We start from the raw sequence: 18,852 nt of genomic DNA, 5'->3' as shown, positions 1-18,852 counted from the left end.
GGTCGACAGCGGACAGCGGCGGTGTACGCGCTGCGGTGCCCTTCTCAGTCGCTTCAACGCCGGTACACGATGCGCCTCGTGCCAGGACGGGCCGGCCGCCCGACGGGCCGACCCGGCCTTCTGGCGTGATCCGACGGTCCGGCGAGCCGTGGCCGCATGGGAACTCGGCACCGTCGTCAAGCTGTTCAGGAAGCACACAGGCCTCTCCCAGGCCGGCGTGGCGCGGATGGTCAGCATCGACCAAGCCGAGGTCAGCAGACTCGAGCGCGGGCTCAAACAGATCCGCGACCGACGGCAGTTCGTCCAGTGGACCGATGCGCTGGGAGTCCCGGAGGAGCTGCTCGGGCTCCTGCCCACGGCCGATCCGCACACCCCGGACGCCACGAGTCGCCCAGGAACGGCGGACACCGCAGCGCGTGGGTACGTGGCGCTGCCCGAAGGCCCAGGCCAGCTTCTGTTACCCGCCGGCCGGTCCGTCCCGACGACGGCGCTGCCCGTGCTGACCCTTCCCGCAGCCTCCTTCATCGGGGACAGCCTGCGACTCGACTCCCGCCCGGAGCTGGACGCCTGGCGCACCATGCCGATGCGCGCGCTCGTCGTCGCGAACCGCACGGTGGACGGGGCGGTCCGGCAGTTCGTCGCCGACGCAAGGCCGAGCGGCGTACGCGGCACCGCCTCCGACCCGGTCGACGTCCCGGCCGCGTACGAACTGGACGACCTGACTTACGGCATCCTGTGGGCCATGTCGGGATTCGAGGCGGCGCTGCTGGGCGACGACCAGGCCCTGCACACCTCGCTGGCTTCGCTCGCCGCTTCCCCCGGCTCGCCGCTCGCCTCCAACCACGGCCTGACCGAAGTGTCCACGATGCTGATCGGCTCGGAGACCGCGGCCCGGTACATCCTGGGCCACCGTGACCACCTGGGCGACGCACCCGTCTTCTGGACCAGGGAACAGCGCGGTGAGGAGGCCGCCACCTGGCTGTTCTTCCGGCACATGTACCGCTACCTCGAACGAATGGCGCCCCGGCGCCCAGGCGGTACCAGCGGCCGGGGGTTCTGCGTCCCCGAGACGGCGGTCGCCTCCTCGCCGGCGTACGAGCGCGTCCTGATGTTCCTCGCCATCGCGCTCATGGAGTCCTTCGGTATCCGTACCTGGGTGACGGACGACGGAGGCTTCGCACACACCGACGGGTTCGCCCTCTCCCACGGGCGCCGAGCTGTGATCGCCTCATGGGTACGGACCGAGGGGGCGTCCCACCTCGCAGTCACCGCGAGGCCGGGAGCCCTGCGGACCTTCGCCGACGTGACCGGCCACGTCAGCCACCACTCGGCCACTGCGGCCGAGCAGGCCGGACAACGCCTCGCGGCAACCGCGGAGTACCTCGGCCTCGATGCGTCCTGGCTCGGTCGCCGGTGCGCACAGTTGTCGGCCGTCGGCACGGAGCGGCTCGCCCGGCCGCGCAGCCGGTTGCTCGGCCTCGAAGGGCTGGAGGCCGCCTGCCGGTTCGTGGCCGAGCAGCTGGTGATCATTCCGCGTACCCGGACGGCGCCGACCCGATAGCCTGCGTGAACCACTCGTGAGGCCGCGCTCGGCGGTGTCCGGACAGGGGAGCAGGGGATATGACGGAGTCGGTCAGGAACGTGGCGGTCTTCTCCCTCGGCGGCACGATCGCCATGACCACCGATCCCACCACCGGAGGCGTCGTTCCCGCGCTCTCGGCTCACGAACTCCTCGCCGCGGTACCCGCACTGGCGACGAACGGTATCGGCCTCAAGGTGCGGGACTTCCGGCGTCTGCCCGGCGCCTCCCTGACCTTCGAGGACCTCACCGCCCTGTCCGCCGCGATCGCGGCGGAGCTGGAGGCCGGTGACATCGACGGTGTCGTCATCACCCAGGGCACCGACACCATTGAGGAGACCGCCTTCCTCCTCGACCTCTACCACGGCCACGAGCAGCCGGTCGTCGTCACTGGCGCGATGCGCAATCCCACTCTGCCGGGCGCTGACGGTCCGGCCAACCTCCACGCCGCCGTCCTGGCCGCCGCCGATCCCGGACTCAGCGGCGCCGGCTGCCTCGTCGTACTCGGCGACGAGATCCACTCGGCCCGGACCGTCCGCAAGTCCCACACCACGAGCCCCGCCGCCTTCACCTCACCGGCGTGCGGCCCCATCGCGCGGATCGCGGAGAACCGGGTGCGGTTGGTGGGCGGCCTGCCGTCCCGCGGACTGCTGGTCGGAGCCCCCGACCGTGAGGCGCGCGTCGGGCTTTACACCGTCACCCTTGGCGACGACGGCACCCTGCTCGACCTGTGGGACGGCAACTGTGACGGACTCGTGGTCGCGGCCTTCGGCGTCGGCCACGTCCCGGAGCGTCTCGTCGAAGGGCTCACCAAGCTCGCGTCCCGCATCCCCGTGGTCCTCGCCTCCCGCATCGGCAACGGCCCCGTCCTGTCCGACACGTACGGCTTCCCGGGCTCCGAGAAGGACCTCCTCGGACGAGGACTCATCGGCGCCGGAGACCTCGGCCCCTACCAGGCGCGGCTCCTGCTGCAGGCCCTGCTCGCCCAGGGCGCCGACGGGGCGGCCGTCCGCGAGACCTTCACCACCGCCTCCGCCCGCTGATCCCACGTCACCAGGAGACACCCGCACATGCGTGCTCACGAGCTGACCGTCGGCCGTACCTTCGGCGTCACCTTCGACCACGGGGAGGACTTCTTCGAGGCGCTGTCCACCTTCTGCCGGGACAACGGAGTACGGCAGGGCTACATCCCCTCGTTCATCGGGGCCTTCGCGGAGGCCGAGATCGTGGGCGCCTGCGAGAAGCTCGCCGACCCGGACGCACCGGTCTGGGCGAAGACGTACGTCACAAACGTCGAGGCGTTCGGCGCGGGCACACTCGCCCACGACCCGGCCACCGGCGGGATACTCCCGCACATCCACGTCTCCGCCGGCCTGAAGGCCCAGTCGGCCGACGGCAGGACGAGCCATCTCCTCAGCGCCAAGGTCCAGTTCCTCAGCGAGCTGTTGATCGTGGAGGTCACGTCGCCCACGATGACGCGGCCCCGGAATCCCGACCTCTACGACGTCCCGTTGCTCACGTTCGGCTGACCGGCAGGAGCCGCCGGAGCCAGGGGTGATCGGGCGCGATCACGCTGATCGCGCTCGCCAGCCAGGCGCGTGCCGGAGCGTCGAGGAGCGGTAGTACCGCTTCGAAGTCGGTCTCGTCCTTGTCCCGGGTCGCCTTCGCCTTGTAGAAAAGCTGCACCTCGGGCGCGAGGTACGGGATGCCCGTCTCGCTCATTCGCCCGAGCCGGTCGATCGGGAGCCGGATCTCCGGGGTGCGCCGCGAGACCCACTGGGTGCCCTCGGCCTCGTCCAGCATGAGCTCCACCGACCAGGGCGCCTCCGGCGTGCGGCGGCACCAGATGTCGTGGAGCGGCGGCCGAAGGACCTCTCCAGGACGCCACGGTCGCAACTCCCCCTGGCCGGGCGGATCCGCCACGTACAGGTCCCAGTCGGCCAGGAGATCCTGTACGTGGGCCTGGTCACGCCGGAGGACGAGGACGTCGAGATCGCCGTGTGCGCGTAGCTCGCGGCCGGCCGCGAGTTCGATCGCGTACCCACCGGCGATCCACCACGGGAACTCCGCCTTGGCGAAGACCGTGGCCACATCCTCGGGACGATCCGGTACCCAGCGTCCCAACACGTCAGCACTCACCTGCCCATACTCCCAGTGACCAGACGGGCGAAGGTGAAGGCCGGCGGCGGGTCGGCGGTCTCGGTGGAGTGCCGTGCCGCTCGCTGGCCCCTCGCTCATAAACGCCCATGAGCATCAGGGGCACCGGCGGCCATCGTTGAGTGCGTGACTCGCGACCGGCCTCGTGGCTGGTGACTGAGCCACGATCCTCCCGGGGCCGCGCGCCCGAAGCCAGGGTGATTCCTGCTGCCGTACGCCTCTCAGCGGCGTAGTCGCCGCACTTCCGCGACGACATCGCAGCCCCGGGAGAAGGCCATCGCTGTCACCCACAGGAGGTCTGTCGCCCGATGATCAGCGCTCCGTCCGCCGCTCTCGGCCTCGTGTACCGCTGGACCGACCACACCCTCAACCCGACCGGGGAAGCCCGCGTGGTTCTGCGACGTGTCCTCAGGGACCTGGGTCTGTCCGGGGACGTCGTCAGCGACGGGGTCCTGGCCGTCTCGGAGCTCGTGGCGAACGCGCACGAGCACGCGCGCGGCCCGTACGAGGTGCACGTTCGCTCGGCCGCCGGGAGGTACATCTGCGAGATCCGTGACGGGGATCCTCTGCTCCCCGAGGGGCTCTACCGCGGCGCCACCTCGTCACCGGACACTGAACCGGCCGAGGGGGCAAGCGGGTTACTCGTCGAGAGCGGACGGGGCCTGCGCATCGTGAACGAGTTGGCTCAGGGGCAGTGGGGGTTCCATGTGACGGACTGCGGGAACAAGGCCGCCTGGGTCGTGCTGGCCGCGGTTTCGGGGCCGATGGCGACTCGCGGCAGCCAGACCCTGATGGAGTGAGCTGCCTCGGCCACATCCGCGCCGCGTACGGCTACAGCGGCTCAGACAGCAGCTTGATCCCTAGGCTGCGGCGTTCGCGACTTTGGGCTTGGGCGCAACGGCCTGCCCCATGGCCCGGTCGATCGTGATCTCGATGACCACCCGCTCCGGGTCTGGTGCTGGCGTCCGCCCGTATCGCTTTCCGTAGCGAGCAACAGCGTCGTCCACTGCGGCTGCGTCCGTGCGCACTTCGGCCGTGCCTTCCAGCGTCGCCCAGCGCCCTCCGTCCACCTGACAGACGGCGACGCGCGCTTGGCCGGGAAGCGCCGCCTGAACGTTGGCGACTTTCCTGCTCGATTTGCGGGTGATAATCCGCGCGATGCCGGTGGCGGCGTCCACGGTGACCCCAACTGGCACGACATGTGGGCGGCCGTCTGGGCGGAGCGTGGTCAGAGTGCACAGGTGGTACTCATTCCAGAACTCCAGGTAGTCGGTTCCTTTGCGGTGTAACTCGGCATGCATGCCTGGAAGCCTAATCGCGAACGATGTCCCGACTGTCTGAAAGTGGCCATGGCCACAGCCCTCCTCGCGCGATGAAAGGCAGGGTTTTTAGAGCTAGATATACCTATTTGATGCTTTTGCTCGCGAGGAAGGCATTTCGGATCGGTAACGAAGGTGGCCCCTCTCGAGGTGCTCGGTGTGGTCGCGTCGTTCGTGAGAACTGCCAGCTCAAAAGCATGATCTACAACTCTGTGTGCCGATTTAGTGCGATTTGGAGCATCGGTGTCACTGTGGCCCGGTAGGCGTTCTCCAGCCGGATCTTGATGCGGCTTCGCGTAGTGTCCAATGAAGTCCCCAGGGCCTGCCCGGGGTGCTTTGCGTCGTGTCATTGCTCATTCGCGTCAGTGACTTCGGTGTCTGAGGATTCTTGGGCGCGCGCCCGTGTGGTTCACGGATCAGGTCCTTCGCGGCCTGGATCGACTACTGCCCTCGATGCCCGTGATCACTTTCGGCTGCGCTGTGCGGCGGGACTGGACATGGTCGAAATGGGCGCGGCCGTCGCCCGGCTTCGAGTCGGAGCAATCCACGGCTGGTGCGAAGGGGATTACTGATGTGGCCGGGAAGAACTGACCGCGGCGCGGCTGAACGCAAGGTGCCTGCGCGGGGCGGACTGAGCCGCCGGCGCTTGGGGCGGTGGCGTACCGCGCAGAAGCGGACGGTGGAACGAGACCTGCACCGTCGACTGCGTCGCGAGCTTCGGGACCTCGGTGTCCAGCCGCCGCTGGACGTGAAGGAGCTGTGCCGGGCGCTCGGCGAGAGGCGAGGTCGGCCGATTGTCCTGCGGCCCTTCCCGCTGGAGAAGCCCGGACCGTCGGGGCTCTGGGTCGACACGCCTCAGATGGACGTGGTGCTCTACCAGCAGGAAACGACCCCTCTGCATCAGGACCACATCATCCTGCACGAGGTGTTCCACATCATCGTGGCGGAGGACGAGCAGGCCGAGGAGGAGCCGGAAGCTCCGGACGACTTCGTCGAGGGCTGGGCCACGATGATCCCGGTGCTCGATCCCGCGCTGATCCGGCGTGTGGCCCGCCGATGCTCGTACGACGACGGGGAGGAGTGCGCCGTCGAGCTGGCGGCCACGATCATCCTGGAGTGGTCGTCGGTGCTTGACCATGTTGCCCCGATGCCGGAGGACCCCACGGTGCAGCGAGTACAGGCGGCCCTCGGTGACCGACGAGGATGGCTGTAACCCATGACCGAACTGATCCTCCTGGGCCTCGCCGCTGCCGTGGCGTGGAAGCTCTACCAGTGGTCGCGGGCCCCGCAGGACGCGCCGCTGCGTTCCGTCACCCTGTGCCTGCTCACCGCCCTGCTGTCCTACCCCCTGGCCATGCCGGGTGGTGCTTCGGGCGTCGACACCGTGGCCGGGCATGGCACGGCGAAGCTCGTGCAGAACGTGCTGCTCCTCCTGACGGTCTACTTCCTGATGTGCTTTTACCTGTACTCCGCCGACGGGCCGACCGCCCGTCGACGGGCCCGACGAGAGGCCGTCGGCGTCGCGCTGGTGGCCGTGGCCATCGTCGTGGCCGCGGAGACGGTTCCCCATGACGTCTTCGCCGGCTCCTTCAGTACGGCGGACATGACGATCCCGCAGATCGCCTTCTTCTACGGCGTTACGGGCCTGTACCTCATGTACGCCCTCGGGGTCACCGGCCGGTGGACCCGCCAGTACGCCCGCATGTCGCGTCGCCCGCACGCGACGGGATTGTGGATGGCCGCTGTGGGCCTGAGCGCGATGGCGGTGGCCTGCGCGGTCCGCGCGGTCTTCGTGGCCGTCCGTTGGAGTGGCGGGACCGTACCGCAGCCGCTCATGGCCGGCGTCGCGGTGTTCCTTGTCGTGTCCATCCTGCTCTTCGTCGCCGGTGTCACCTACGCGGGGGCCCGCGCGAGGGTCACCTCGGCGCGGCTCTGGCTGCGGCGACGCCGTGACCACCGACGCCTGGCACCGCTGTGGCAGCTGCTCACCGACGCGTACCCCGAGAACGTGCTGCGGCCGGCTTCTGCGGCTCTTTGGGATCGTTGGAGGGCGCGTGGCGTGCACCGGCGCTACCACCGGCGGATAGTGGAATGCCGGGACGGGCTGGTTGATATCAGTCCGTATCTGGCTCGCGAGGGTGAGGACGCCGAAGTCCTCTCCCTCCCCCCTGCCGTGCTGGCGGACCGCCTTCGCCAAGCCGTGACCACGATCGGGATGGACGCCCGTCCGGCGCGCCAGGCCGTACCCCTGGCAATGCCCCAGGCTGATGACCGGGACGCGGACGTGCGTCAGCTGATCGCGGTATCGGACGCGCTGCGCCTGTCCGCCTGACCGTCGACGATCAAGGAGGCCGAGATGCTGATCACCGCCCGCCGAGTCCTCGTGGGCCCTGGAACGTATCTGGACGATGGCGCAGTCCTCGTCGAAGGCGACTCGATCACGGCCGTGGGGCCACGCTCGCAGATCGCGGAGCGGGTCGGCTCGGACAGTACGCACCTCGCGTTCCCCGAGGGCACGGTGGTGCCCGGTCTCATCGACGCACACGTGCACCTGGTGTTCGACGGCGGCGCGGACCCGGTGGCCACGCTCCACGAGTCGAGCGACGAGACCTTGCTGAAGGACATGCGCCGCCGCGCGGAACAGCTTCTATCCAGCGGCGTGACGACGGCGCGTGACCTGGGAGACCGCAACGGCCTCGCCCTTCAGCTGGACGCGGAGATCGCCAGCGGCAGCACTCCCGGTCCCCGGATCGTCTCCGCCGGCACCCCCGCGACCCCGCCTGGAGGCCACTGCCACTTCCTCGGCGGTGAGGTCACCGGGGAAGCCGAGGTCCGCGACCTCGTACGGCGCAACATCGAGGCGGGCACCACCGTGATCAAGGCGATGGTGACCGGGGGCGGTTTGACCAAGGGTGGGCCACAGAGCTGGCAGAGCCAGTTCTCCCCGGAAGAACTCCAGGCTCTGGTGGACGAGGCCCACCAGGCTGGCCTGCCGGTGGCCGCCCACGCACACGGTACGGACGGCATCATCGCGGCCGTCGAGGCCGGGGTGGACACGATCGAGCACTGCACGTGGATGACGAGCGACGGCTTCGACCTGCGGCAGGACGTCCTGAAGCAGATCATCGACCGGGGCATCGCGGTCTGCCCGGCTGTAAGTCCCCACTGGCAGATGCTCCCTCGCTTCTTCGGCGAGGAGCGGGCGGCGGCCATGTTCGACCTCGTGCGGCAGATGGCTGAGGCCGGCGCCAAGCTCATCGCAGGAACCGACGCTGGAGTCCAGCGCACAGGGTTCGACGGACTGGTGCCCGCCTTGTTGTTCTACGCGCACTTGGGCCTGCCGAACGACAGGATCCTCGGGATGGCGACCGCCGACGCGGCCGACGCGCTCGGACTGGGCGAGACGACAGGTCGGATCGCTCCGGGGTTCCGCGCGGACCTGCTGGTGGTCGACGGGGACCCCCTCGAAGACCTCAGCGCCCTGAAGGCGGTCCGGGCCGTCGTCACCGAGGGGCGTCTACGCGAGCCGGGCAAGACGCCGGAGCACGAGTAGCCACGCCGCCTGCCCGCGACGTAGGAGCTGCGGACAGGCGTTTACTCGCCGGCGTCTGCTTCCTTCTCCTCGAGCTCCGCGACCAACTCGTTCACCAGCGCCATCGCCTTCGGTGACAGCCCCTGAGAGCCCAGCCCACGAGCCCTCACCCGGCCCACGGCCCCCTTCTTTGCGGCTGCGAGGAGTTGAAGACCCTCATAGACCTGAGCAGCCACGGCGGCGTCTGGCTCGAAGTACATCCGCGAGACGCCGACGACGGCTGAGAGCGCGTCCAGAACCGCCGGCGACGCGGTCCCGGTGACGCCTGTACGGAGATCCCGGAAGCCCTCCTCGGTGATGATCTGCGCTCCGGCGTGAGCGTTCACCGCATTCGCCATCTCCGCATCCGAGGGGGGGCCCTGGGGGCCGGGATACGAGCTGTTCAGGAGCAAGGTGATCTTCTCGGCCAACGATTCGGGAGGGGTGCCGAGGGCCGAGGCGCTCCCGGTTCCCGACGGTGTGGGTTCGTCAACCTGCACACCCTGCGCCTTGGCGATCGACCGGGCCTCCGCTCGCCGCAGCTCTTCCGGGCTGACCCCGTACGCCGCCGCCAAGGCCGGGACGTACTTGTCCTTGAGACGTCGCTCTCCGCGTTCGGCCGCCGCTACTGGTCCGGCGCTCTTGGTTCCGATCAGCTCAGCCGTCTCGTACTGGTAGTAACCGGCATCGCAGCGCAGGTCAGTCAGATCAGGCGGCCCAGACCGTGGAAACAGGTCGTCTACGTCCCGTCCAAGCGCGCGCGCCAGTGCGGGCAGTTTCTCCGGATCGGGAGTCTGCGCGCCGGTCTCCCAGCCGGCGACCGCCGAGTCGGACACGCCCAGCGCCTCGCCAACGGCAACCTGGTAGATCTCGGCGGCTCGCCGTACCGCGCGCAGTCGGCCTCGGTCGAAGTGACGAGCAGGCATCGGACCTCGTTTTTTGTGCAAACTGGAGTCGATCCAGTGCGTTGACTTTTTCTTCGGTCGGGAATAGTTTCAGCTTAGCGAAGAGCGGGCGGCGTTGCACGCCTGCTCGATCTTCGTCTTCGAACCCTTCGAAGGCTCTGGGTCGCGGGAGGGAGAGATCGGAGTCCCCTGCGACATCCAGTGCGCGGAGAACTCTGAACGGATCGGTGGCGGGACTCGTCTCTCGGGCTCTGGGAAGTGTTCGGCTTCGGCCGGAGGGGCACGGAGCCCTCTTCAGCAGCTTGGATGCCGAGCGGGGGTGCAGTGTCCGGGCGGGCCGTGAGTCTCGACCGCCCACCGACCTATCGACATATGTCGAGTTGGCGTCGGATCGGCTCAGCACCCGCTGCCAGCTGGAGTGTTGACCGCCGTCTGCATATGTTGCTAGTCCCTCGGCGGGAAACGCCGACGTCAGGTCAACACGTGGGAGGGAAGTAGGAACCACCCCAAGCGCCACGGACGCGCTTCCTCGAGGGGAAATGAAACCGGCGCCCAGAAGTTAGCCGCTTCCGGACGCCGAGCCCGCCACCCGAAGGGGGCGGATCCATAACTGGAGCGGGTCGGCTGACCTTTTCGACGAGAACGGCCGTCCCACTTCACCTACGAGTGAGGAATTCTCGCATGCCCGAGTCCCGGAACGGAAGGGCACACACCGCCCAGCCCGTCCAGGTCACCGACCCTGCCACCGGATCCCGCCGGCGTCGCCTGGCCACCCTCCTCGCGGACATGGTGCCCGGTGCTCGCACCATCCGCGTCTCGCAGCGTGAACCTGAGCGGACCTGGCCCAGCCCCCATGCTCGCGCCTACGACGAGCAGAGGCGCCCTGTCGCCCTCAACCGGGCCCAGGGTCTGACGGCCGCACGCTGGGTGATGCGCACTCACCCCGATGTGAACTGGAACGAGGCATACGACCTCGACCTCACCAACGGTGTCCTGCGTCCCGCCGCCGAGGCGTACGCGGTCGCGGACGGGAGGCGCTGACCGTGGCGAGGATCCGAACCTTCAAGCCCGAAGCCTTCACGTCCGAGTCCCTGGCGCAGGTGAGCGTCTATGCGGAGCGCACCTTCTTCGGGCTGATCAGCCGCGCCGACGACCACGGCCGCCTCCGTGACCAGCCCGCCGCGCTCTGTGGAGAGCTCTGGGCCGTCCGGGGCGGGCGTACGCCGGTCGACGTCGAGGACGACCTGATCCAACTCGCTGCCGCCAACCTGATCTGCCGCTACGAGGACGACGAAGGCAAGCGGTACCTGCACATCGTCACCTGGTACCGGCACCAGAAGATCAACCGCGCGAGCCGCAGCCGGCTCCCCGAGTGTCCGAAGCACGCCGCCGGGAAGCCGAAGCAGGACGCGTCGCAGACTCACGGAGAGGTGCCGGAGTCTTCAGTGAAGGCTCACGGAGGACTCACTGAGGACGCACGAATCCCCGCCGAATCCTCCGGATCGCACGAAACCGCAGGTCGCGAGGCATTCAGTGAGTCCTCACTGAACACTCACGGAGGGAGCGCTGAACCCGCAGTGAGTCCTCACCCCCTGGATCTTGGACCTAGGAACCTGGATCTAGGAACTTCTTCCCCTTCGGGGGGCGCGAGCGCCCACGCACCGGAGACCACCTCGGCCCAGCAGCTCATCGCCGAGTACACCGCCGCCTGCGCACACCGCCCGCCCAGCGGCATCCTCGGTCACCTCGGCCGCGAGACGGCCAAGCTCCTCGGGGAGGGCATCGACCCCGGCCACATCCGCGCCGGCCTGGCCCTCCACCGCGCCAAGGGGCTGCACCCCAGCACCCTGCCGAGCCTCGTCCACGAGGCCATGAACGCCACCCGCGCCGGTTTGGTCCGGCCGGAATCCCGGCCTAGCGTGCCCGGTCACCGGGCCTGGGCGAATCCCGCCGACCCTGCCGTCGCCTACGCCGAGGAGCTGTGATGCGCGACTACGACGCTCAGCCCGTCGGGGGTATCGCCCGCCGACTGGCGCACATCCTCACCTCCCGGGGCATCGACCCGAACAGCAAGCTCACGGACGCGGTCGAGCCCGTCCCCGCCCTCCAGGCGGCGCAGGCCCGTATCCCGGCCCGGTACCGAGCCGCAGTCGCCGACCACCCGGCCGTCGCTGCCTGGGTCCGCGAGGTCGCCGAGCGGGGACGCCCCGGGCCCGAAGGCGCCCCGGGCCTCGCCGAGGGCCGCTCGCTGCTGATCGTCGGCACCACGGGGACCGGCAAGACGTACCAGGCGTACGGGGCGGTCCGCTCGCTCCTGATCGCCGGGGTCCGGCTGCGCTGGAAGGCGATCACGGCCGCCGACCTGTACGCCGAGCTGCGGCCCCGTCCGGGACACGACGGTGAGCGGGAGCTGCTGGACCTGGCCCGCTGCCCGCTGCTGATCATCGACGACCTCGGGGCGGCGAAGAACAGCGAGTGGACCGAGGAGATCACGATGCGGCTCATCAACCGCCGCTACAACGCGATGCTCCCGACGCTGATCACCACCAACCTCGGCATGGCCGACCTGCGGGCCCACATCGGTGACCGCGTCGCGTCTCGGCTCACCGAGATGACCGACCGGGTCATCCTCGACGGCCCCGACCGCAGACGAGCCCTCGCGGCCGAGCGACGCGCTCTCGCCGCCGCCAGCGCCTGACCCTGCCCCGTGACGGCCGACACCGGCCCGTTCTCATACCTGCACCAACCCCCAGGTCGCCCCTGCCCAAACGCGGCCCGGGGGGATACGGAGACACCCCCATGCATCGCACTGACACCGCGCAGCCCCGAGCCCTCGGCGACCACACCTGGCGCGACAGGGCCGCCTGCCGCTCGACCCCGCAACACCGGGTCGACCCCGAACTCTTCTTCCCCGAGCCCGACGAGGTAGACCGCATCGCCGCCGCCAAGGCCCTGTGCGCGCAATGCCCGGTCCGCAGCACCTGCCTCGACGCCGCCCTCGAGAACGGCGACCGCGATGGCATCCGGGGCGGCATGACCGAAGAGGAGCGAGAGGCCCTGCACAGCAAGTTGGGGGGCCGTCTCAGCTACTCCCGTGTCAACGAAGCCCTGGCCGGCCGCGACATCCACCTCACCAGGGCCGAGCGCAAGGCAGTCGTCCGCGCCGCCTACCAGGCCGACATCCCCGCCGAGCAGCTCGCCCGGATGCTCAAGGTCACCGAGGCACACGCCGGGAAGCTCTACCGCCGCACCCGCCGCGAGATCCGCAACCGCGCCGTCGACCAGCAGAAGAAGGCGAACGAGGCAGCGAAGACACCCGACAACGCCCCCCATGTCCTGAAGAATCCTGCCGCCAAACTCCCGGACCGCGACGACCTCGGGACGGCGGCGTGAACCACCTCGCGCCCGTACCGGCGCGGATCAACGGCTGGGACCGGGCCGCCGTCGTCGCTCTCGGAGGCGCGGGATGCGCGCTCTCGTACGACGCCCTGCAGCAGATGGCCACCGCCATCCACGTCCGAGGACTCCTGACCTTCGTCTTCCCCCTGGTCATCGACGGATTCATCGCCTACGGAGTGCGAGCCCTCCTGGTCCTGCGCACCGCCCCGCTCGCGGCCCGATGCTACGTGTGGACGCTCTTCGGAACGGCGACCGCCGCGAGTATCTGGGCCAACGCCCTGCACGCCGTGCGTCTCAACCAGCAGCGGCACGACGGTGCGGGCCTCCGGCTCGGCGACGTCACCGTCGGTGTCCTGTCCACCCTGGCCCCGCTCGCCTTGGCCGGTGCCGTCCACCTGTACATCCTGATCGCCCGGCGGGCCACCGAGGCCGACCTGTCCGGACACCAGGAGACTTCCGGTGTCCGGACGGAGCGGGTCACCGGTGACCGTCCGGATACCCACCTCGGCTGGGGCGTACGAGGTACAGCCCAGGTCGTGTCCGGACACCCGGCCGAGTTGCCCGGCCCGGACACCGGCCGCCCGGCGGTCACCCAGCGGCCGGAGACCTCGGAGACCACCCCGGACACCGCGTCCGGAGCGCGGGAGAAGCCGGTCGAACCGGAGCCCGAGCACGGTGGCCGCGACGCTGACCAGGGCGGACACCCCGCTCCCAGACCCCGCCCGGTCACCCACCCCGCCGATCCGGCCAAACGTCCGGACCCTACTTCGGGCCCGCCCCCGAAGGCCGGGCCCACCGACCCTCCGGACGCCGAACCCCGCAAGTCGGCCCCGGTCACCGACGAACAACTCCTCGCGATCGCCCGACCGGCGGTCACCGAGGCCGGCGACCTGACCCGCAAGGTCGTCGCGGACGCCATCCGCGGTCACGGACACGGCCTCGGCAATGACCGGTTGACCGTCCTGATGCAGCACCTCCGCAAGGAAGCGGACAAGGCTTCGGACACCCGGACCGGCTGACCGGACAGCCTGCTCGGCGGGTGTCCCGGGCCCGGACATCCGGACCGGCGCACCCGCCGAGCACACGACTCCCTCCCACCTCGCACACGCACCGGAGCCGCCACATGCGCACCACCACGGCCACCCGAGCCGAAGCCGACGCCTGGATCACCGTGCTCGGCCGGTACGGACACCTCCATCACGCCGAACCCGGTCCCGACGGAGCCTGGACCGTCCAGCGCACACCCACGAGCACACCCCGCACCCTCCACCACCCCGTCCTCGCCCTCGACTTCGTCGCCGAAGTCCTGCGCGACGTACGCCGGGACGTCACCGGACTGCCCCGATGACGCTCCCCGACCCGCTCGGCACACCCCCTGAACTGGGCGAAGACCACTGCCCGGCACGAGGCCGAGCAAGCTGTAGCTTCCGAAACTCCTCCGCAGCCACGGGCCGCGGAGGAGTTTCGGAAGCGCATGCCCCCACCCACGAGGGGGCGGGGGAGGGCCGGCACCAGGGGGCACCGGACTCTGAGGCTGCGACCGAGGGCGGATCGCAGCCGGAGGGAGAAGAAGCCGCGCGCTCCGCGCCTCGTACGCGCCCCCGCCTGCGCCAGAGCGTGCACCGCGACCAAGTCCGCAGCGTCCGCCTGACCCGCGACGAACTCGACGTCGTCAAGCGCGCCGCCGAAGCCGTCGGCCTCAAGACCGCCGGATTCCTCGCCGACGCCGCGGTCGCCGTCGCGCATGCCCAGGGCGGTCCCAAGGCATGGCTGATGGACCAGCGCGGACGGGTCGAGGAGCTGATGGCCGCCAGCGCCCAGCTCGCCCGCGTCGGCAACAACCTCAACCAGGTCGCCCGCGTCCTCAACTCCGGCGGCCAGGCCGAGTACACCGACGACGCCGTCGCCCGCGTCCTGCGTGCCGCCGCCAGGGTCGAGGCCGCCGCCATCGAGATGGCGAGGCGCTGACACCGTGGTCCCGGACATCTCCACCGGCAGTCGCACCTACGGACTCCTCGCCTACCTCTACGGGCCCGGCCGCCGCGACGAACACACCGACCCACACCTCGTCGCCGCCTGGATGCGGGAACTGGCCCCAGACCCCGGACGGGACCCGAACGCCACCCTCAAGCAGCTCACCGACCGGCTCGACCTCCCCGTCCTCGCCCTCCCGAAGAACCGCCGCCCGGCCCAGCACGTATGGCACTGCCCCGTCCGCACCGCCCCCGGCGACCGGCACCTCACCGACGCCGAATGGGCCGAGGTCGCCCGCCGCATCGTCCACGCCACCGGCATCGCCGAGGAAGGCGACGACAAGGCGTGCCGCTGGATCGCCGTACGCCACGCCGAGGACCACATCCACATCGTCGCCACGCTCAAACGCGAAGACGGACGAAGCCCCCGTCGGCACCAGGACGGCATTCGCGCCCAGGCCGAATGCCGCAAGATCGAAAAGGAGTGGGGCCTGCAGATCCTCAACGAAGGCGACCGCACCGCCGCCCAACGCCCCACCAGCGCCGAACGCGCCAAGGCGGAACGCACTGGCCGCACCGAACCGCCCCGTGAAACGCTGCGGGAGCACGTCCGCCAGGCGCTGGCCGGCGCCGCCGACGAGGACGAGTTCTTCCGTCGTCTCACCGAAGCCGGCCTTCGCCTCGAAAAGCGCGTAGCCCCCTCCGGCGACATCCTCGGATACAAGGTCGCCCTGCCCGGCGACCGCAACCGTGACGGCGAGCCTATTTGGTTCCCCGGCTCCCGGCTCGCCCCCGACCTCTCCCTCCCCAGGATTCGCCAACGCCTTGCGGACGGACCGCCCGAGGACGAGCCGACGACCGTCACGGGCCCCGCCCCACGGGCCGCTCGCCCAGCTGGTGCTCGCCGAGACGCCACCCACGTCGCCGAGCAGGCCGTCACCGTACTCGCCGGGGACGACGACGCGGCAGGCGCCGCTCAGCTCGTCGGCGTTGGCGAACTCCTCGACGCCGTCGCTCAGACCTCCCCGGCCTCCACCCGCAAGGAACTCGCCGAGGCCGCCCGCGCCTTCGAACGCGCCACCCGCTCCCACACCCGCGCCGAGCACGCCGACCACCGCGCTCTCCGCTCCGCCGCGCGCGGCATCGTCCGGGCCGGCAACGCCCTCGGCAAAGGCGAGGACGGCGGCGCCACCGCGATGCTCCTGTCCACGATGGTCCTCGTCACGATCGCCGCCATCCACTGGCACTCCGCCCGCGGCCACGCCCAGCAGGCCGCTGCCGCCCGACAAGCCGCGCAGCACCTGCGCGCCGCCTACCAGACCGCGTCCGCCACGCCCATGAAGGCGATGCGCGAACAGGGACGCCGACTCCCCGCCCCCGTACGAGACCGCTACGCCCACACCGTGGAAGCCGCACTACCCGGACAGGCCGACCACGTCCTGCGCGAGCCTGGCTGGGACGCGCTCGCCGCCACCCTCGTCCAAGCCGAACGAGCCGGACACAACCCCGACGCACTGCTCCAGCAGGCGATCGAGTGGCGCGAGTTGGAGACCGCCGACAACGTCACCGACGTACTCGTCTGGCGCCTGCGCCGCATGGGGAAACTGCCCGCCACCGCGGACCTGCCCAGCACACGCGCGCACACGCGGACACCCCCGGCGCAGCCCCGATCACCGAAGCCGCAGGCAGCCGAGCCCACGGCTCACCACGACACGAACAGCACCCGCAGGCCGGGCCCACGGCGCTGACCAGCACCTCAAAGCGCTGGACACCCATGGCCGACGCTGTTAGGGCTGGTCAACAACAGGACGAGGAGACGATGCCAATGCTCAGCGAAGACCTCCGGACCCGGAGAGCCGTGCTGCCGGAGACGGCAGCCGACGACCCCTTGCTGAGGCTCCAGCAGGAGACGCAGCTCGGCGACGGCATCATCCGTCTCCGCGCCACCACCCACCCCGAGGAGATCCGCATCGGCGGCATCCTGGTGATGTGCCGGGCGTGCGGAGCCCGGCGCGACTGGATGGTCATCTGCGACCGCAGCGAGATCAGCATCCGATGCCGGTGCGCGCACCAGTGGGTCGAGCCCGAACTGACGCGCGCGGACTACGAGGCGATGATCGACGTCGGCGGCCAGGACTACCCGAGCCTGGAGGCCGCGGCCCGGGCCGTAGGGTACGACGGCACGCTTGCCGGCACCTATCTGTCGGAGCCGCGGCCCGAGTAGTAGGCCGTGTCGGCTGTATCGATGTCCTGGGCGGGGCAGGGCTTCGGCGCAGTCAGCCCTGGTCCGGTTTGTGACGGTTCGTTGACCGGTGGGCGTCCCGGAGGCAGGACAGGCGCGGATTTCCAAGATCATGGAGTTCTCTACGCCCCGTGACCTGCCTGGAAGACCGTGCCTGCCGACGCATCATTGCCGATTCCGCCTGCCCTTGACCAACTCCGCGAGCAGCCCGGCGTCGGGCCCGGGGAGGTGGCGGGCCTGCTGGAACGGCTGGCCGAGGTGCCGGACCCACGGGACCCTCGCGGTGTGCGGCACGCGTTCGCCGTTGTCCTCGCCCTGGCCGCGTGCGCGGTGCTGGCGGGGGCGACTTCGCTGCTGGTGGTCGGCGAGTGGATCGCGGACGCGCCGCCCCAGGTGCTGGAACGGCTCGGTATGCGCCCCGATCCGGTGCTGCTCAGGCGGCTGGTGCCGGCCGAGACGACGGTGCGCCGCCTGCTCGCGCGTCGACGGCGACGCCCTGGACCGGGCGGTGGGCGGCTGGCTCGCCGACCGCTGCCCCGCCGGCTCCGGGCTGCGCGGACTGTCAGTGGACGGCAAGTCCCTGCGCGGCGCGGCCAGAGTGAGGGGACGGAAGATCCACCTTCTTGCGGCGGTTGAGCACAACACCGGCCTGGTCCTAGTACTCCAGTGTGGTTTCGTGATCTATCCGGTGGGTTCGTCAGTCGACCGTCGTCGGTAGTGGCTGCGGCGGGCTGTTGCCTGGTGGCGTCTGCGCCAGTCGGACCAGTGCAGCAGCCTGGCCGCTGTCACGGCCGGTGGGATGAAGACGACGATGAGTAGGTGGCGGATCTCGGGGACGGTCAATGTGATCGGGTCGCTGCCGCGGGCGGGGTGGTGGGGATCGATAGGCCGGTTGGGGGCCTGGTCGGCGGCGACGGCGGCCAGGAAGGCCAGTGCGAGCATGGCGAGCGTGATGTGCCGGTGCCACGAGGTCCAGTTGCGGACCTGGTAGTGGTCGAGTCCGACCTGCCCCTTGGCAGCCTGGAAGCACTCCTCGACGCTCCATCGGACACCGGCCACGCGGACCAGTGCGGCCAGGGGCACTTCGCTGGGTGACCAGCACAGGTAGAAGGCGAGTTCGCCGGTGGTGCGGTTACGGCGGATGAGCAGGTGGCGGTGTTCGTCAGCACCGATGTGGATCCAGGCCCAGTCGTAGTAGCGCGGGCCCTTCGCACCGATTCCGGCGCTCTGCCGCTGGCGGGCAGGCGGTCGGCGACGGTGTCCGCACGCAGGGCAGTACGGCCGTGGTTGATCCGCACCCGCGTCGAGCAGGCGACGGCCATCACGTAGCCGGTCCCGCGTGCCTCCAGGGCGGCACGGAGCTGCGGGTCCTGCCCGTAGGCTTCGTCGCCGGTCACCCACGGTGCCTCCACCCCGGCCTCCAGCGCGGCGACGATCATCTCCCAGGCCAGACGGGGTTTGGTCGCGAAGGCCACCGCGTCGGGTATTCCGGCAGCGTCGCGGCGCTCGGGATCGCCGCACCAGGACTGCTCGGGCAGGTAGAGCCGACGGTCGACCAGTGCTCGTCCCCGGCTGGTGGCGTAGGCGAGGAACACCCCCACCTGGGAGTTCTCGATGCGACCTGCGGTGCCGGTGTACTGCCGCTGCACACCCGCCGAGGCCCGGCCCTTCTTCACGAAGCCGGTCTCGTCCACGATCAGGACACCG

20 protein-coding genes and 1 pseudogene are annotated in these 18,852 nt (G+C 70.2%); 17 read left to right on the top strand and 4 right to left on the bottom strand.

Annotated elements, in window-relative coordinates:
• Nucleotides 1-148: 148 nt before the first annotated feature.
• From ABT342_RS34325 to ABT342_RS34315, 3 genes are read left to right on the top strand one after another with little or no spacing between them, the layout of a single operon-like run.
• Nucleotides 149-1,561 (top strand): helix-turn-helix domain-containing protein, encoded by a 1,413-nt coding sequence (locus ABT342_RS34325; RefSeq protein ID WP_351582441.1) that lies wholly within the window; start codon nt 149-151, stop codon nt 1,559-1,561.
• A 59-nt stretch (nt 1,562-1,620) separates the two neighbouring features.
• Entirely contained in the window at nt 1,621-2,622 is a 1,002-nt protein-coding gene (locus ABT342_RS34320; RefSeq protein ID WP_351582439.1) for an asparaginase, read from the top strand.
• A 27-nt stretch (nt 2,623-2,649) separates the two neighbouring features.
• Nucleotides 2,650-3,108 carry a PPC domain-containing DNA-binding protein gene (locus tag ABT342_RS34315; RefSeq protein WP_009311896.1) on the top strand — a complete coding sequence of 153 codons (459 nt, stop codon included), beginning with the start codon at nt 2,650-2,652 and terminating at the stop codon, nt 3,106-3,108.
• On the opposite strand, the gene ABT342_RS34310 is transcribed toward ABT342_RS34315, so the two are convergent.
• Complete coding sequence (locus tag ABT342_RS34310) at nt 3,095-3,718, bottom strand: nucleotidyltransferase domain-containing protein (protein WP_351582436.1); 624 nt, start codon at nt 3,716-3,718, stop codon at nt 3,095-3,097. The genes ABT342_RS34315 and ABT342_RS34310 overlap by 14 nt on opposite strands.
• 326 nt (nt 3,719-4,044) lie before the next feature.
• Here ABT342_RS34310 and ABT342_RS34305 point away from each other — a divergent pair, with 326 nt between their 5' ends.
• The gene (locus ABT342_RS34305) at nt 4,045-4,536 is read left to right on the top strand and encodes an ATP-binding protein (RefSeq protein WP_351582434.1); all 492 of its coding nucleotides are present in this window, start codon (nt 4,045-4,047) and stop codon (nt 4,534-4,536) included.
• Nucleotides 4,537-4,596: 60 nt separating this feature from the next.
• On the opposite strand, the gene ABT342_RS34300 is transcribed toward ABT342_RS34305, so the two are convergent.
• On the bottom strand, nt 4,597-5,037 hold the full coding sequence (locus ABT342_RS34300; protein WP_351582432.1) for a pyridoxamine 5'-phosphate oxidase family protein: 441 nt from the start codon (nt 5,035-5,037) through the stop codon (nt 4,597-4,599).
• 697 nt (nt 5,038-5,734) lie between these two features.
• Between ABT342_RS34300 and ABT342_RS34295 the strand changes: the two genes are divergently transcribed.
• Genes ABT342_RS34295 through ABT342_RS34285 form a run of 3 tightly spaced genes read left to right on the top strand, consistent with a single transcriptional unit; the run spans nt 5,735 to nt 8,608 of the window.
• Nucleotides 5,735-6,268: a hypothetical protein gene (locus ABT342_RS34295; RefSeq protein WP_351582430.1), complete on the top strand. Its 534-nt coding sequence runs from the start codon at nt 5,735-5,737 to the stop codon at nt 6,266-6,268.
• 3 nt (nt 6,269-6,271) lie between these two features.
• Entirely contained in the window at nt 6,272-7,387 is a 1,116-nt protein-coding gene (locus ABT342_RS34290; protein WP_351582428.1) for an MAB_1171c family putative transporter, read from the top strand.
• 24 nt (nt 7,388-7,411) lie between these two features.
• Nucleotides 7,412-8,608, top strand: coding sequence for an amidohydrolase family protein (locus ABT342_RS34285; protein WP_351582426.1), 1,197 nt, complete (start codon nt 7,412-7,414; stop codon nt 8,606-8,608).
• 41 nt (nt 8,609-8,649) lie between these two features.
• On the opposite strand, the gene ABT342_RS34280 is transcribed toward ABT342_RS34285, so the two are convergent.
• Nucleotides 8,650-9,552 (bottom strand): helix-turn-helix domain-containing protein, encoded by a 903-nt coding sequence (locus ABT342_RS34280; protein ID WP_351582424.1) that lies wholly within the window; start codon nt 9,550-9,552, stop codon nt 8,650-8,652.
• A 660-nt stretch (nt 9,553-10,212) separates the two neighbouring features.
• On the opposite strand from ABT342_RS34280, the gene ABT342_RS34275 reads away from it, so the two are divergent.
• The 10 genes from ABT342_RS34275 to ABT342_RS34230 all read left to right on the top strand — a co-directional run bounded on the left by ABT342_RS34275 (nt 10,213) and on the right by ABT342_RS34230 (nt 17,781).
• The gene (locus ABT342_RS34275; protein WP_351582422.1) at nt 10,213-10,572 is read left to right on the top strand and encodes a hypothetical protein; all 360 of its coding nucleotides are present in this window, start codon (nt 10,213-10,215) and stop codon (nt 10,570-10,572) included.
• A gap of 2 nt (nt 10,573-10,574) precedes the next feature.
• The gene (locus tag ABT342_RS34270) at nt 10,575-11,516 is read left to right on the top strand and encodes a hypothetical protein (RefSeq protein ID WP_351582420.1); all 942 of its coding nucleotides are present in this window, start codon (nt 10,575-10,577) and stop codon (nt 11,514-11,516) included.
• Nucleotides 11,516-12,229, top strand: coding sequence for an ATP-binding protein (locus ABT342_RS34265; RefSeq protein ID WP_351582418.1), 714 nt, complete (start codon nt 11,516-11,518; stop codon nt 12,227-12,229). The genes ABT342_RS34270 and ABT342_RS34265 overlap by 1 nt, the downstream gene beginning before the upstream one ends.
• A gap of 101 nt (nt 12,230-12,330) precedes the next feature.
• Nucleotides 12,331-12,924 carry a WhiB family transcriptional regulator gene (locus ABT342_RS34260; protein WP_351582416.1) on the top strand — a complete coding sequence of 198 codons (594 nt, stop codon included), beginning with the start codon at nt 12,331-12,333 and terminating at the stop codon, nt 12,922-12,924.
• Entirely contained in the window at nt 12,921-13,949 is a 1,029-nt protein-coding gene (locus tag ABT342_RS34255; protein ID WP_351582414.1) for a DUF2637 domain-containing protein, read from the top strand. The genes ABT342_RS34260 and ABT342_RS34255 overlap by 4 nt, the downstream gene beginning before the upstream one ends.
• Nucleotides 13,950-14,053: 104 nt before the next feature.
• A complete protein-coding gene (locus ABT342_RS34250; RefSeq protein WP_290348985.1) occupies nt 14,054-14,278 on the top strand; it encodes a hypothetical protein in 225 nt (74 codons plus the stop codon).
• Between the two features lie 269 nt (nt 14,279-14,547).
• Nucleotides 14,548-14,898: a plasmid mobilization protein gene (locus tag ABT342_RS34245; protein WP_351582411.1), complete on the top strand. Its 351-nt coding sequence runs from the start codon at nt 14,548-14,550 to the stop codon at nt 14,896-14,898.
• 4 nt (nt 14,899-14,902) lie between these two features.
• Nucleotides 14,903-16,651 (top strand): relaxase/mobilization nuclease domain-containing protein, encoded by a 1,749-nt coding sequence (locus tag ABT342_RS34240; RefSeq protein WP_351582409.1) that lies wholly within the window; start codon nt 14,903-14,905, stop codon nt 16,649-16,651.
• Between the two features lie 77 nt (nt 16,652-16,728).
• Nucleotides 16,729-17,127: a hypothetical protein gene (locus ABT342_RS34235; protein WP_351582407.1), complete on the top strand. Its 399-nt coding sequence runs from the start codon at nt 16,729-16,731 to the stop codon at nt 17,125-17,127.
• A 168-nt stretch (nt 17,128-17,295) separates the two neighbouring features.
• Nucleotides 17,296-17,781, top strand: a complete 486-nt coding sequence (locus tag ABT342_RS34230) for a transposase family protein (RefSeq protein ID WP_351582405.1) — start codon at nt 17,296-17,298, stop codon at nt 17,779-17,781.
• 45 nt (nt 17,782-17,826) lie between these two features.
• Here the strand turns inward: ABT342_RS34230 and ABT342_RS38340 are convergent.
• Nucleotides 17,827-18,852 (bottom strand): annotated as a pseudogene (locus tag ABT342_RS38340) (IS701 family transposase); the annotation flags it as partial.

The sequence above is a fragment of the Streptomyces sp. NPDC000410 genome, assembly GCF_040300305.1.
Classification (GTDB): domain Bacteria; phylum Actinomycetota; class Actinomycetes; order Streptomycetales; family Streptomycetaceae; genus Streptomyces.
Note: the sequence above shows the minus strand (reverse complement) of the source record. Positions and strands in the feature narration are given on the sequence as shown.